This window comes from Pseudomonas sp. R2-7-07 (assembly GCF_003852355.1).
Lineage (GTDB): Bacteria > Pseudomonadota > Gammaproteobacteria > Pseudomonadales > Pseudomonadaceae > Aquipseudomonas.
Map to the genome: position 1 here is coordinate 1,748,371 of NZ_CP027759.1, position 14,062 is coordinate 1,762,432.

Here is a 14,062-nt window from a genome sequence, read left to right on the forward strand (position 1 = left end):
TTGGGAAGGGCATTCTTGCGCGGTTGGGAGTAGCCTTACGACATTCCGGTCAGGCCATGGAGCCATCGATGAAGTGCAGCATTCTAACGGTCATTGTGCTTGGCGCGCTCACATTGGGTGCGGTGCAGGCGCAGGAGTCGCAAACCGTACCGGTCGCCCCCGCACCCACCCCCGGCGCGCCGGGCACGCCAACGCCCACGTTGTACCCGCAGGTCACGCCGCCCGTCGCGCCCAAGACCAACGGCTCGCCGCCCCTGGCACCCATCGTGCTGCCGGCGCCGCCCAAGGACCAGACCGTGCCGGGCCTGCAGCAGAACGACAGCAAGCCGAAGACGCCTGGCGGTTAAAACTGTTGCGCCAGTAATTGCCCGTCAGCCATGCGCAAACGCTTGGACAGGGCGATGGCAATCGCGCGGATGATCTTGGCCGCCACCCTGGGCGCTTCGTTGAGCATTTTCTCCAGGGCGTCCTTGCCCAGGTTCAGCAGCACACAGTCGGTGGCCGCCATGCAGCTGGCCGAGCGCCGTTCGCCGTCGAGCACCGCCATTTCGCCAAAGGCCCGGCCGCTGCGCAGGGTGGCGATGGTCAGGCGTTGGCCCGCGTGGTTGGTTTTCTGCACCGCCACCTGGCCGCTGTGGAGGATGCACATGAAGGTGCCGGCATCGCCCTCGAGGAAAATCACCTCATCCTGGGCAATGCTGCTGATATTGAAGTAGCCCGCGGCGATATGAAAATCTTCCGGTAGCAGCGGGTCGAACAGGCCGCAGTCCATCAACATGTCGCGGATTTCTTGGTTGAGCAGGGTGGGTTCTGACATAACTGCGATCTTGGTCCATCAATTCGGTAGGCGGTCCTGTGTTCAGACAGGACCGCCTGGCTAAGTTCCTAAATCAGTTCCAGCGCCTTGAAGACAAACGCGTATTCGAGCGCTACGTCACGTAATCCCTGGTAACGGCCGCTCATGCCACCGTGACCGGCACCCAGCTCGGTCTTGAGCAGCAGCAGGTTGTCGTCGGTCTTGGTGTCGCGCAATTTGGCCACCCACTTGGCCGCTTCCCAGTACTGCACGCGGCTGTCGTTGTAACCGGCGATCACCAGCAGGTGCGGGTAGGCCTGGGCCCGCACGTTTTCGTAAGGCGCATACGCCTTGATGCGCGCATACACCTCGGGCTCCTGCGGGTTGCCCCATTCGTCGTATTCGGTGACGGTCAGCGGCAGGTCCGGGTCGAGCATGGTGTTGAGCACATCGACAAACGGCACTTCGGCGATCGCCGCCTGGAACAGTTCCGGGCGCTGGTTGAGCACGGCACCGATCAACAGGCCGCCGGCGCTGCCGCCGCTGATCGCCAGTTGCCTGGCGGTAGTCAGGCCCTGGGCGATGAGGTGTTCGGCGCAGGCGATGAAATCGCTGAACGTGTTCTGCTTGTGTTCCTGCTTGCCGTTGCGATACCAGGCTTCACCCAGTTCGCCGCCGCCGCGCACATGCGCGATGGCAAACGCCACGCCACGGTCGAGCAGGCTCAGGCGTGCATGGGAGAACCACGGGTCGAGGCTTTGGCCGTACGCGCCGTAGCCATACAGGTACAACGGCGTCGGCTTGCCGAGCTGGTCACGCTTGACCACCAGGCTGATCGGCACCTGGGTGCCGTCGGCGGACGTGGCCCACAGGCGCTGGCTGACGTAGTCGTCGGCATTGAATACGCCGAGTACCGGGGTTTGCTTGAGCACCTGTTGAGCGCCGCTGGCCAGTTCCAACTGGCGCACCTGGGCCGGGCGGTTCAGGGCTTCATAGCGCAGGCGGACCTTGTCGCTGATAAATTCCAGGCTGTCCTGTACGTAGAGGCTGTAAGCCGCGTCAGGCAGTTCCACGCGATAGGCCGGCACGCCCTCGGGGTGCACTTCGATCACCGGCAGGCCACCGATGCGCAGGCTCAAGGTCATGGCGCTGGCATTCAGGCTGATGCCGTCCAGCATCACCTCGTCGCTGTGGGGGATCAGGTTCTGCCAGTCGGCTTCGGTGGGCACCGTGCCGGTGTCGGCGGCGACGAACAGCGCGTAATTGATGCCGTCGCGGTTGCTGCGGATAAACCAGGTCCACTGGCCGTTCAGCTGGCCGTGGTCGACATCGTATTCATGGTCTTCCACCCGTGGCGCCAGGCAGGTGAAACCCAGGTGCGGCTGGTCTGCGTCCAGTGCCCAGATTTCGCTGGTGGTCTTGCTGCCCAGGGCCAGCAGCAACTGGCGCTCGGAGCTGGAGCGGTAGCAATGCAGGAAGAAACGTCCGTCGGGTTCGTGGAACACTTCCTGCGCTGCCGTGCCGTCCAGGCGGTAGCGGTAGAGTTTGTGCGGGCGATGGGTGTCGTCCAGTTCGCCAAAGAACAGCGTGAGGCTGTCGTTGGCCCAGGTCATGCTGCCGTCGCAGTTGTCGAACGCCAGTTCGCTGACCTTGTCGGTGGCCAATTCCTTCACGAACAGGGTGTAGATCTCTTCACCGCTGGTGTCGAGGCTGTAGGCCAGGCGCTGATGGTCTGGGCTGATGCTGAACGCGCCGAGGGAGAAAAACCCGCCATTGGCCAGCACGTTCGGGTCCAGCAGCAGCTCTTCGCTGCGCTCATCCACCTGGTTGCTGTCAGCGGCCGGGCGGCGGCAGCGGTAGTGGCGCGCGTATTCGTCACCGGCGGTGGTGCGGGTGTAGTACAGATACGGGCCCCAGGGGGAGGGCAGGGACAAGTCGGTTTCCAGGATACGGCCCTTGATCTCTTCGAACAGGCTCACGCGCAACGCCTGCTGGTCGGCGAGCTGCGCCTCTTGCCAGGCGTTTTCGGCCTTGAGGTAATCGAGGACGTCGCGGCTGTCACGCTCCTGCAGCCAGGCGTACGGGTCTGGGCCTGGGGCCTTGCGGGCAATCGGTGCGGTCGAAATAGGCATGGATAATTCTCTATCGGGCGGACGGTGGCCGGCATTGCAGCCGCGACACGCAAAAGCCGTTATCATAGCCGCCTCTTTGCCAGCCTTGCCATGGACACCATGACCGAGAACGACTATCTGACCGCTTGGGGCCTTTACGCCTTCGCCGCTTTGGGCTGCCTGTTAGTGTGGTGGCGCATGACCCGCTGGATGTGGCGCTGGCTGCGTGAGCCGTTGCAGTTACTGATGGCGGTGCTGTTGCTCAGCCCCACCATCGTCGACCCGATCAAGACCCAGTTCGCGCCGGCCGTGGCGATCACCGCCCTGGACCTGGTGCTCAAGGTCGGCAATAACGCCTGGCGCGCCATCTCCGACCTGTTCATGTACACCATGATCGTGTTCGGGCTGTACATCGTGTTCGTGCTGATCCGCTGGCCCCTCGAGCGCGCCGCCAACGCCCGCCGCGAGCGCAAGGCCGCCACGGATGCCGCGTTGGCCGCCGAGCCGGAAGAAGACGAACCGTTCCATCGCCCGGCGCCCGTCGGTGGCATGCGGGTCGAACCGCGCCTTTAACGTTGTCCGCCCTGCAGCGAGAGCCCTGGCATGTGTGAATTATTGGGCATGAGTGCCAACGTCCCCACCGATATCGTGTTCAGTTTCACCGGGTTGATGCAGCGGGGCGGGCGTACCGGCCCGCACCGCGACGGTTGGGGCATCGCCTTCTACGAAGGCCGTGGCCTGCGCCTGTTCCAGGACCCGGCCGCGAGCAGCGAGTCGGAAGTCGCGTTGCTGGTGCAGCGTTATCCGATCAAGAGCGAAGTGGTGATCGGCCATATCCGCCAGGCCAATGTGGGCAAGGTGAGCCTGGCCAATACCCACCCGTTCGTGCGCGAACTGTGGGGCCGCAACTGGTGTTTTGCGCACAATGGCCAACTGGCCGACTTCACCCCCCGCGCCACCTTTTACCGACCGGTCGGCGACACCGACAGCGAAGCGGCGTTCTGCGACCTGCTCAACCGCGTGCGCGAAGCCTTCCCGGAGCCGGTGGACATCGAGCACATGCTGCCGGACCTGATCGCCGCCTGTGCCGAATACCGCAGCAAGGGCGTGTTCAACTGCCTGCTCAGCGATGGCGACTGGCTGTTTTGCTACTGTTCGACCAAGCTGGCGCAGATCACCCGGCGCGCCCCGTTTGGCCCGGCCCGCTTGAAAGATGTCGACGTGATTGTCGATTTTCAGGCCGAAACCACCCCCAATGACGTGGTAACGGTGATCGCCACCGAACCTCTGACCGACAACGAAAACTGGACCCGCTACGAACCGGGCCAATGGAGCCTATGGCGACGCGGTGAATGCGTCAGCCAGGGCGTTACCGAATAAGGAATCGACCATGTTGCTCAGTTATCTGCGGTTGGTGCTGTTTGCCATTGGCTTGTTGGTCGGTGTGCAAGTGCCGGGCTTCATCAACGATTACGCCAAGCGCGTCGAAGCCCACCTGATCGAGGCCCAGACAGGCCTGCGCGGGTTCGAGTCCACTGCGCAGCAGTTCTTCAACGGTGACATGCAAGCTTTGGTGGCGCATTACCGTGCCAGTGACGATCCGGTGTTCCAGAGCGACGCGAGCAGCCTGGGCGCGATGCTCGACCGGCAGCTCGAGTTGGACAAGCAATTCCAGGCCATGCAAGGCCCCTGGTACATCCGCGCCCTGCAAGTGGCGGTGGCCGCCGATCCGGATATTCGCCTGGAAACCTGGAATGGCTACAGCTACCAGATATTGCTCACGCCCGAAGCCATGGGCTGGGGCCTGGGCGGGGCGATGCTGTTGTCGTTCGGTATCGAATGCCTGTATCGACTGATCGATTGGGTGGTGCTGGGCGGCCGACGCCTGCGCCAGAGCCGGCCGATTGAAGAGCGGGACCTGAAGGGCCTCTGAAATGTGGGAGGGGGCTTGCTCCCGATAGCGGTGGGTCAGCCAAACATATGCTGACTGACACATCGCTATCGGGAGCAAGCCCCCTCCCACATTTTGATCCGGTTCATTCAGGGGCTAAGCACCATCCGCTCTTCGCCGACTTCCTCGGCATAGCGGGCGACGACCTTCTGGCACAACCCCACAATCTCCTCCACCAATTCCACCCCGACCCGCCACGACACCACCACCTGCAGGTTTGGCAACTTCTGCGCCATCGGCAGCATCACCAATTCCCCCCGTGCCAGCTCTTCGCTGACCAGCACCGGCGGCAGTGCGCCAATGCCAAAGCCATCGCGCAGTAAACGGGTGATGGCCGATACCGAGTTGACGCAATTCATCCGTGGCGCGGCCACGCCGTTGGCCTGCATCAAGCTCAACACATCCTGATGGGGGCAGGAGTTTTTCGAGTAGGTGATGATACGTTCCTGGGCCAATTCGGCGAGGGAAGCGTAGTCGCGGTTATAGATCGACTGGCTGGCGACGATCCACGCCATGGGGTGGCTGCCCAGTTCCAGGCTGCGCACGCTTTCCAGGCGCAGCAGGTCAGTTTGCAGGATCAGGTCCAGGAAGCCTTTTTGCAGCTGATCGCTTAAGTTCAATGCGGTATCGGCGACCAATTCGATTTCTACCCGCGGGAACAGGCTCATCAACTCAGCGACCAACGGGCTGAGCCAGGTGTGGATGACGGTGTCCATCGCGCCGATCCGAATCCGTCCGACCTTGCTGCTGGTGGTTTCCAGGGACTGCTTCAAGCCCTGCATGGTCACCATCATCTGCTCGGCATAATCGAGCACCTTCAAACCTTCCGGGGTCAGGCTCACGCCACGCGAATCGCGCAGGAACAGCTTCACCCCCAACTCGCTTTCGAGCACGGCAATGCGGCTGGAAATCGACGCCTGGGTGGTGAACAGCTTTTCGGCGGTCAGGCGGAAACTCTTGAGCTTGGCCACCCAGACGAAGGTTTCGAGGAACTTCAAATTCATGGGATCAACTTTTTCTTATGCTTGGATCGGTTTTTATTAGTTGGACGCCGCACCGGGCCAGCGCCAAAAATCGAGTCGTTCCACGATAAGCGTCGTTGGGGTTCAGGACAACATCGTTGCGAGATGTTGGTAAAAGATCCCACACTACAAAAAAACAAAGCCTACAGGAGCGACCCCGTGAGCCGCCTGCTATTGAATTGCGACATCGGCGAAAGCTTTGGCAACTGGACGATGGGTCTGGACGCTGAAGTCATGCCGTTCATCGACTGCGCCAACGTGGCCTGCGGCTTCCATGCCGGCGACCCGAGCATCATGCGCAAGACCGTCAGCCTGGCGCTCAAGCACGCCGTGCAAGTGGGCGCACACCCGGCCTATCAGGACCTGCAAGGCTTCGGCCGGCGCTCCATGAACTACACGCCCCAGGAAATCCAGGACCTGCTGCACTACCAGATCGGTGCGCTGGATGGGATCTGCCGGGCGCAAGGGGGGCGCGTCAGTTACGTGAAACCCCATGGCGCGATGTACAACGACATGATGGCCAACCCCGCACAGTTGCGCGCGGTAATCCAGGCCGTGGCCGCTTACGGCGACCTGCCGCTGATGTTGCTGGCCACGCGTGACAACAGCGCCGCCCAGGCCGTGGGCGATGAATACGGCGTGACCCTGTGGTTCGAAGCCTTCGCCGACCGCGCCTATGACAGCAGGGGCCACTTGGTTTCCCGCCAGTTGCCGGGCGCGGTGCACCACGACACCGAGACCATCGTCAATCAGGCGGTGACTATTTCCCGAGGTGAGGCCCTGAGCGCCAGCGATGGCAGCGCCTTGGTCTTGCAGGCCCACACGTTGTGCGTCCACGGTGATAACGCCAGCTCGGTGGCCGCGGTGCAGCGTATCCGCGAGGCGTTGAAACCAGCATGAAGCCACGGATTGAAGTGGTGGCCATTGACTGCCTGATGGTGCGGCTGTTCGATGTGATTGCCGAAGCCAACATGCCGTGGATGCTCGCCGCCACCCAGCGGTTGCGCAGCGGGTTCGGCGGTGCCTTGGTCGACCTGGTGCCGTCCTACACCACCTTGATGGTGCATTACGACCTCGCCACGCTGGCCCCGGCCGAGGCGCGGGCGTTGATCGACCAGGCGCTGACCGACCTGCAGCCTCAAGCCCAGGGCGGCGGCCGCTGCCATGTGCTGCCGGTGTGGTACGACCTGAGCGTCGGCCCGGAACTGACGCTGATAGCCCAGCGCAGCGGGCTTGCGGTGGCTGAAGTGATTCGTCGCCACAGCACTCACCTTTATCAAGTGTTCGCCCTCGGTTTCGCCCCCGGTTTTGCCTTTATGGGGCTGGTGGATGAAGTCCTCGCCACACCGCGCCTCAGCACCCCGCGCAAACGCGTGACGGCCGGCAGCGTGGGTATCGCCGAGCGGCAAACCGCCGCCTATCCGGTGGTGTCCCCCGGTGGCTGGAACCTGATCGGGCGCACCCCGGCCAAGCTGTTTGACCGCGAGCGCGACGGCTACAGCCTGATGCAGCCGGGCGACACGGTGCGCTTCGAGGCGGTCAGCCACGCGGAGTTCGTCAACCTGGGCGGCGATGACACGCCCTTGGAGGCACAGGCATGAGCCGCTTGTTGATCGAAGCCAGCACGCCGCTGTGCCTGTTGCAGGATGCCGGACGTTTCGGCGTGCGCCACCTGGGCGTGACCCAGGGCGGCGCGCTGGATTGGGTGTCGATGTCGTGGGCCAATTGGCTGCTGGGCAACGCGCTGGATGCGCCCGTGGTGGAAATCACCCTGGGCGGCTTTACCGTGCAGGCCGAGGACTACTGCCTGCTGGCCTTGGCCGGTGCAGACCTTGGCGCTTTTATCGACGAGCGCGCCATCAGCCCGGGGCGCAGTTTTATCCTGCAAAAAGGCCAGCGCTTGCGCTTTACCCAGCCGTTCAAGGGCGCGCGGGCTTACCTGGCGGCGCCGTGCGGGTTCGATGCGCCGCAGGTGCTGGGCAGCTGTGCAACGGTGGTGCGTGAGGAACTGGGCGGCGTCGACGGTTTGGGCAAGGCATTGGTCGAAGGCGGGCGCTTGGCTTATTCCGGCACGGGCGGGGCGATGAAGGTGCTGGCCAACCCGGATTTGCAATCCGGTGCCTCACTGGACGTAATCGTCGGCGCCCAAATAGGCCGGTTCAGCGGGCAGAGTTTATTCGACGCGTTCAACACCGAATGGGCGCTGGACAGCCGCGCGGACCGCATGGGCATGCGCTTGCTCGGCACGCCGCTGCACTATCAGGGGCCGTCGTTGATTTCTGAAGGCATTCCCTTGGGCGCGATCCAGGTGCCGCCGGATGGGCAGCCGATTGTGTTGCTCAATGATCGGCAGACCATTGGTGGATACCCAAGATTGGGGGCGCTCACGCCATTGGCGCTGGCAAGGCTGGCGCAGTGCCTGCCGGGGGAGAAGGTGCGCTTGGCACCGGTGGTGCAGGAAGTGGCGCATCGCCAGCACCTCGAATACTTGCGCCGATTTCAGTAACACTGCAGTCCAAAATGTGGGAGGGGGCTTGCTCCCGATAGCGGTGGCTCAGTCACAGATGTATAGACTGACACACTGCAATCGGGGGCAAGCCCCCTCCCACATTGGATGTGTGTTGAATGTGGGTTATTTGGACAAAAAACGCATACCTTCTTCCAACCCGCGCAACGTCAGCGGGTACATCTGGTCCTCCACCAACTCGCGCACGATCCCCGTCGACGCCGTATAGCCCCAGGTATCCTTGGGATACGGGTTTATCCAGATCAGCTTCTTGTACTTGGCCATAAAGCGCTGCATCCATACATACCCAGGCTCCTCGTTCCAGTGTTCGACGCTGCCGCCGGCCTGGGTGATTTCATAGGGCGCCATGGACGCATCGCCGATAAAGATCACTTTGTAGTCCGCGCCGTACTTGTGCAGCAGGTCCTGGGTGGAGGTGCGCTCCGAGGTGCGGCGCTGGTTATTCTTCCAGACCGACTCGTACACGAAGTTATGAAAGTAGAAGTACTCCAGGTGCTTGAACTCGGTCTTGCAGGCAGAGAACAGCTCTTCGCAGATCTTCACATGGGCGTCCATCGAGCCGCCGATATCGAACAGCAGCAACAGCTTGATGGTGTTGCGCCGTTCGGGGCGCATCTGGATATTCAACAGCCCGGCGTCGCGTGCGGTGTGGTCGATGGTGCCGTCGATGTCCAGCTCCTCCGCCGCGCCCTGGCGGGCAAACTTGCGCAGGCGGCGCAGGGCGATCTTGATGTTGCGCGTGCCGAGTTCCACCTGATCGTCGAGGTTTTTGTACTCGCGCTGGTCCCACACCTTCACCGCCTTGCCCTGGCGCTTGCCCGCATCGCCGACGCGAATGCCTTCCGGGTTGTAGCCGCCGGAACCAAAGGGGCTGGTGCCGCCGGTGCCGATCCACTTGTTGCCGCCGGCGTGGCGTTCTTTCTGTTCTTCCAGGCGTTTCTTGAATTCTTCGATCAGCTTGTCCAGGCCGCCGAGGGACTGGATCTGCGCGCGCTCTTCATCGCTCAGCGAGCGCTCGAACTCCTTGCGCAGCCATTCTTCGGGGATCAGCGCCTGCAAGTGATCGTCGAGCTTTTCCAGGCCATTGAAGTAGGCGCCGAAAGCCCGGTCGAACTTGTCGAAATGCCGTTCATCCTTGACCAGGATCGCCCGCGCCAGGTAGTAGAACTCGTCCATGTCGGCGAAGGTCACGCGTTGTTTCAGCGCGTTGATCAGGTCGAGCAGCTCACGCACCGACACCGGCACCTTGGCGGCCCGCATTTCATTGAACAGGTTGAGCAGCATCAGCGATTACCGCGACGGCTCATGAACGCCAGACGCTCCAGCAATTGTACGTCCTGCTCGTTCTTCACCAAGGCGCCTGCCAGCGGCGGGATGGCCTTGGTCGGGTCGCGCTCGCGCAGCACGGCTTCGCCGATATTGTCGGCCATCAGCAGCTTGAGCCAGTCCACCAGCTCGGAGGTGGAAGGTTTTTTCTTCAAACCGGGCACCTTGCGCACGTCGAAGAACACGTCCAGCGCTTCGCTGACCAGGTCTTTCTTGATGTCCGGGTAGTGCACGTCGACGATTTTTTGCAGGGTAGTGCGGTCGGGGAAGGCGATGTAATGGAAGAAGCAGCGGCGCAGGAACGCGTCCGGCAGCTCTTTTTCGTTGTTGGAGGTAATGATGATGATCGGGCGTTTCTTGGCCTTGATGGTCTCGTCGATTTCGTAGACGTAGAACTCCATCTTGTCGAGCTCTTGCAACAGGTCGTTGGGGAACTCGATGTCGGCCTTGTCGATTTCGTCGATCAGCAGGATCACCCGCTCCTCGGATTCGAAGGCTTCCCAGAGCTTGCCCTTTTTCAGGTAGTTGCGCACGTCGTGCACCTTGTCCACACCCAGTTGCGAGTCGCGCAGGCGGCTGACCGCGTCGTACTCGTAGAGGCCCTGGTGGGCCTTGGTGGTGGACTTGATGTGCCAGGTGATCAATCTGGCGCCGAAGGACTCGGCCAGTTGCTCGGCAAGCATGGTCTTGCCGGTGCCCGGTTCGCCCTTGACCAGCAGCGGACGCTCCAGGGTGATGGCGGCGTTGACGGCCAGTTTCAGGTCATCGGTAGCCACATAGGCCTGGGTGCCTTCGAACTTCATCGGTCATTCCTCGAATTCATCAATGCCCGACTATACCGCGCAGCCCCGGCGACTGTGAACGCAGACGGGCTATTCAGTCTCTGAATGGCCGGTCAGGCTCACTCCGCCGTTGGCTTGGGTTGTTCATAGCGCGCGTTGAACGCCTGGATGAAGCCGTTGCGCAGAATCGCGATCACCGCGGAAAACGCACTGACGTTTTGTTGATGCACGCTGCCGCTCAGCTCCACGCGGGTGGCGAACTGGTTTTTGCGCTGGTTCTTCAACACCGTCTCGCTGGCGCCGACCACAGCCTCCCAGATCGAGCGGAAGATGTTCTTGTCTTTGTTTTCCACGTCCTGCTGCCAGTCAAATACCTCGACATCGCGCAGCAGCGGCTTGATATAACCGCTCAGTTGGCCTTTTTCGGCCTGGGCTTCGATCACCACGTCGCCGGTGCCGGCCTTGAAGTCGAACTTGCCATAGGCCGAGGCAAAGTCATTCATGCGCTTGAGCTGCAGGTCGCGGGCGCGCAAGCGAAATTCGAACTCTTCGAAATCGCTCAGCGGGTCAAAGGTGGCGTTGGCCTCCAGGGGCGCCTGGCCTTGCAACAGCGCCTTGCCCTCGAAACGCGCATCGCGCTTGCCTTTGACGTCCACCACGTTGGTCAGGTTGTAGAAACTGGCGTTGACCCCGGTGGCATTGAGGTTGACCTTGGGCGTGGAGCTGAAGTTGTGAAACGAGATCTTGCCGTCTTCGATGCGCACTTCATTGAGGGTGATCGGCAGCAGCTTGCGCAGTTGTTCCTGCCAGTCGGTGCCTTTACCGGTCTGGGAGGCCTGCTTGTTGGCGCCACCGTCGACGAAATTGACCTCCGGCCGTACGAAATGCCCTTCGGCCACCACCGCATGGTCGTACCACAGCGAATGCCAGCTCACTGCGAACTCGATCAGCGGCGCCTTGATGAACGGCACTGGCACCTTGCCGTCGACCTTGACGATCTGCAGACCATTGATCCGGTAGGCGCCGCGCCATAAAGCCAGGTCCACATCGGCAATTTCGCCACGGTAGTCGCCCATATTGGCGAGCCTTTCATTCAAGTAGTTGCGCACCAGATAAGGCAGCGCGATGTGCACGGCAACCAGTACCAGCACCAGCCCGGCGAGGGTCCAGAGCGGCCAGCTGTAACGACGTTTCATGGGGCAGTCCTCCTTGCTCGTAGGTGATGGACTGTTGCAAGGGGCGCAACGTTCCTCCGACTGGACGCCTAGTGGCACGAGGCATACCCTTGGGACCTTTCTGGACATTGCCAAATAGGATCCGTCATGAGCCGCATCTTTGCAGACAACGCGCACTCCATCGGTAATACGCCCCTGGTGCAGATCAACCGCATCGCACCGCGCGGGGTCACCATCCTGGCCAAGATCGAGGGGCGCAACCCAGGCTACTCGGTGAAGTGCCGCATTGGCGCCAACATGATCTGGGACGCGGAAAGCAGCGGCAAACTCAAGCCGGGCATGACCATTGTCGAGCCCACCTCCGGCAATACCGGGATCGGCCTGGCGTTCGTGGCGGCGGCACGCGGCTACAAACTGCTGCTGACCATGCCCGCGTCCATGAGCATCGAGCGCCGTAAAGTGCTCAAGGCCCTCGGCGCCGAGCTGGTGCTGACCGAACCGGCCAAGGGCATGAAAGGCGCGATTGAAAAAGCCGCAGAAATTGTCGCCGCCGACCCAGGCACCTACTTTATGCCCGGCCAGTTTGAAAACCCGGCAAACCCTGCCATCCACGAGAAAACCACCGGCCCGGAAATCTGGAACGACACCGATGGCGCCGTCGATGTGCTGGTGGCGGGCGTGGGCACGGGCGGCACCCTCACCGGTGTGTCGCGCTATATCAAGCACACGGCGGGCAAGCCGATTCTGTCAGTGGCGGTGGAGCCGCTCGTGTCGCCAGTGATCACCCAGGCGTTGGCCGGCGAAGAGATCAAGCCCAGCCCGCATAAGATCCAGGGCATCGGCGCCGGTTTTGTGCCGAAAAACCTCGACCTGTCGATGGTCGACCGCGTGGAGTTGGTCACCGACGAAGAATCCAAGGCCATGGCCCTGCGCTTGATGCAGGAAGAAGGCATTTTGTGCGGCATCTCCTGTGGCGCGGCCATGGCGGCAGCGGTGCGCTTGGCCGAAAAACCGGAAATGCAGGGCAAGACCATCGTGGTGATCCTGCCGGACTCCGGTGAGCGCTACCTGTCGAGCATGTTGTTCAGCGATCTGTTTACCGAGCAGGAAAACCAGGCTTAAGTCTTTGTAGGAGCGAGGGGGACGCCTAGTTCTTGCTCGCGAAATCGCCAACGATAACGCGGGTTTGCTGGTTTAGCGCGGCGCTCTCAGGTTTTTCGCGAGCAAGCTCGCTCCTACACTAGAGGGCGACGTGGTGTTGATTCAGGTCAGCCGATTGGCCAAGGCCTTCTGCATAATGGCCCAAATGTTTATCATGGCCGGCTGTTACGTCTGCTGTTGGCCAGGCGCTTATTTCCAGGAGTTGCTGCATGACCTTTTCTTTGGCCGCCAAACTGTCGGTGTTGCTGCTGTTTATCGGCAGCACGCTGTATGTGCACCTGCGCGGCAAGGCCCGTTTGCCGATGCTGCGCCAGTTCGTCAACCATTCGGCGCTGTTCGCCCCATATAACGCCTTGATGTACCTGTTTTCCGCAGTACCGTCCAAGCCCTACCTGGACCGCAGCAAGTTCCCGGAACTGGACGTGCTCAAGGACAACTGGGAAGTGATCCGCGAAGAGGCCATGCACCTGTTCGACGAGGGCTACATCCGCGCCGCCGAAAAGAACAACGATGCCGGTTTCGGCTCGTTCTTCAAGAAAGGCTGGAAGCGCTTCTACCTCAAGTGGTACGACAAACCCTTGCCATCGGCCGAGGCCCTGTGCCCGAAAACCGTGGCGCTGGTCAGCAGTATCCCCAACGTCAAGGGCGCGATGTTTGCGCTGTTACCGGGCGGCAGCCACCTGAACCCGCACCGCGACCCGTTCGCCGGCTCCCTGCGCTATCACCTGGGGCTGTCCACGCCGAATTCCGACGACTGCCGCATCTTCGTCGACGGCCAGGTCTATGCCTGGCGCGACGGTGAAGACGTGATGTTCGACGAAACCTATGTGCACTGGGTCAAGAACGAAACCGATCAAACCCGTGTGATCCTGTTCTGCGACATCGAACGCCCGCTGAGCAACCGCCTGATGACCCGCGTCAACCGCTGGGTCAGCAAGCAGCTGGGGCGTGCCACCGCGCCGCAGAACCTCGACGACGAGCGCGTGGGTGGGATCAACCAGGCGTATGCCTGGAGCAAGACCTTCAGCGACAAGTTCAGCGGCCAGGTCAAGCAGTGGAAGCGCAAGCATCCCAAGGCCTACCGCATTGCGCGGCCGGTGTTGGCGGTGGTTGTGCTGGTATTGCTGTGGAAGTGGTTGTTCTGATCGGAGCGCGGTCAAAAATGTGGGAGGGGGCTTGCTCCCGATGGCGGTGTATCAGTCAGCTTATCT

General features: G+C 61.8%; 15 protein-coding genes. 9 read left to right on the forward strand and 6 right to left on the reverse strand.

Annotated features, from left to right (window positions below; genetic code table 11):
• Nucleotides 1-68 precede the first annotated feature (68 nt).
• Entirely contained in the window at nucleotides 69-347 is a 279-nt protein-coding gene (locus C4J86_RS07985; protein WP_124370017.1) for a hypothetical protein, read from the forward strand.
• Here the strand turns inward: C4J86_RS07985 and C4J86_RS07990 are convergent.
• Together C4J86_RS07990 and C4J86_RS07995 are read right to left on the reverse strand one after the other, a co-directional pair.
• Nucleotides 344-817 carry a cyclic nucleotide-binding domain-containing protein gene (locus C4J86_RS07990; RefSeq protein ID WP_124361771.1) on the reverse strand — a complete coding sequence of 158 codons (474 nt, stop codon included), beginning with the start codon at nucleotides 815-817 and terminating at the stop codon, nucleotides 344-346. The genes C4J86_RS07985 and C4J86_RS07990 overlap by 4 nt on opposite strands.
• A 68-nt stretch (nucleotides 818-885) precedes the next feature.
• Nucleotides 886-2,928 carry a S9 family peptidase gene (locus C4J86_RS07995; protein ID WP_124370018.1) on the reverse strand — a complete coding sequence of 681 codons (2,043 nt, stop codon included), beginning with the start codon at nucleotides 2,926-2,928 and terminating at the stop codon, nucleotides 886-888.
• Nucleotides 2,929-2,952: 24 nt separating this feature from the next.
• Here C4J86_RS07995 and C4J86_RS08000 point away from each other — a divergent pair, with 24 nt between their 5' ends.
• Genes C4J86_RS08000 through C4J86_RS08010 form a run of 3 tightly spaced genes read left to right on the forward strand, consistent with a single transcriptional unit; the run spans nucleotide 2,953 to nucleotide 4,840 of the window.
• Nucleotides 2,953-3,480, forward strand: a complete 528-nt coding sequence (locus tag C4J86_RS08000) for an MFS transporter (protein WP_124366250.1) — start codon at nucleotides 2,953-2,955, stop codon at nucleotides 3,478-3,480.
• A 30-nt stretch (nucleotides 3,481-3,510) separates the two neighbouring features.
• Nucleotides 3,511-4,287, forward strand: coding sequence for a class II glutamine amidotransferase (locus tag C4J86_RS08005; protein WP_124361774.1), 777 nt, complete (start codon nucleotides 3,511-3,513; stop codon nucleotides 4,285-4,287).
• A 10-nt stretch (nucleotides 4,288-4,297) separates the two neighbouring features.
• On the forward strand, nucleotides 4,298-4,840 hold the full coding sequence (locus tag C4J86_RS08010) for a DUF2937 family protein (protein ID WP_005786113.1): 543 nt from the start codon (nucleotides 4,298-4,300) through the stop codon (nucleotides 4,838-4,840).
• 107 nt (nucleotides 4,841-4,947) lie between these two features.
• Here C4J86_RS08010 and C4J86_RS08015 read toward each other — a convergent pair whose 3' ends face one another.
• Complete coding sequence (locus C4J86_RS08015) at nucleotides 4,948-5,862, reverse strand: LysR family transcriptional regulator (RefSeq protein WP_124370019.1); 915 nt, start codon at nucleotides 5,860-5,862, stop codon at nucleotides 4,948-4,950.
• A gap of 177 nt (nucleotides 5,863-6,039) precedes the next feature.
• Between C4J86_RS08015 and C4J86_RS08020 the strand changes: the two genes are divergently transcribed.
• From C4J86_RS08020 to C4J86_RS08030, 3 genes are read left to right on the forward strand one after another with little or no spacing between them, the layout of a single operon-like run.
• Nucleotides 6,040-6,780, forward strand: a complete 741-nt coding sequence (locus C4J86_RS08020; protein ID WP_124370020.1) for a 5-oxoprolinase subunit PxpA — start codon at nucleotides 6,040-6,042, stop codon at nucleotides 6,778-6,780.
• Entirely contained in the window at nucleotides 6,777-7,481 is a 705-nt protein-coding gene (pxpB, locus tag C4J86_RS08025) for a 5-oxoprolinase subunit PxpB (protein WP_124370021.1), read from the forward strand. Before C4J86_RS08020 ends, pxpB begins: the two co-directional genes overlap by 4 nt.
• Nucleotides 7,478-8,386 (forward strand): biotin-dependent carboxyltransferase family protein, encoded by a 909-nt coding sequence (locus C4J86_RS08030; RefSeq protein ID WP_124370022.1) that lies wholly within the window; start codon nucleotides 7,478-7,480, stop codon nucleotides 8,384-8,386. The genes pxpB and C4J86_RS08030 overlap by 4 nt, the downstream gene beginning before the upstream one ends.
• Before the next feature lie 126 nt (nucleotides 8,387-8,512).
• On the opposite strand, the gene C4J86_RS08035 is transcribed toward C4J86_RS08030, so the two are convergent.
• The 3 genes from C4J86_RS08035 to C4J86_RS08045 all read right to left on the reverse strand — a co-directional run bounded on the left by C4J86_RS08035 (nucleotide 8,513) and on the right by C4J86_RS08045 (nucleotide 11,711).
• Entirely contained in the window at nucleotides 8,513-9,691 is a 1,179-nt protein-coding gene (locus C4J86_RS08035) for a VWA domain-containing protein (RefSeq protein WP_032892863.1), read from the reverse strand.
• Nucleotides 9,691-10,536, reverse strand: a complete 846-nt coding sequence (locus C4J86_RS08040) for a MoxR family ATPase (RefSeq protein ID WP_003189627.1) — start codon at nucleotides 10,534-10,536, stop codon at nucleotides 9,691-9,693. The genes C4J86_RS08035 and C4J86_RS08040 overlap by 1 nt, the downstream gene beginning before the upstream one ends.
• 98 nt (nucleotides 10,537-10,634) lie before the next feature.
• Entirely contained in the window at nucleotides 10,635-11,711 is a 1,077-nt protein-coding gene (locus C4J86_RS08045) for a DUF748 domain-containing protein (protein WP_124366254.1), read from the reverse strand.
• A gap of 126 nt (nucleotides 11,712-11,837) precedes the next feature.
• Between C4J86_RS08045 and cysK the strand changes: the two genes are divergently transcribed.
• Together cysK and C4J86_RS08055 are read left to right on the forward strand one after the other, a co-directional pair.
• Nucleotides 11,838-12,812, forward strand: coding sequence for a cysteine synthase A (gene cysK, locus C4J86_RS08050; RefSeq protein ID WP_124361781.1), 975 nt, complete (start codon nucleotides 11,838-11,840; stop codon nucleotides 12,810-12,812).
• Nucleotides 12,813-13,060: 248 nt separating this feature from the next.
• Entirely contained in the window at nucleotides 13,061-13,996 is a 936-nt protein-coding gene (locus C4J86_RS08055) for an aspartyl/asparaginyl beta-hydroxylase domain-containing protein (protein WP_124370023.1), read from the forward strand.
• Nucleotides 13,997-14,062 lie beyond the last annotated feature (66 nt).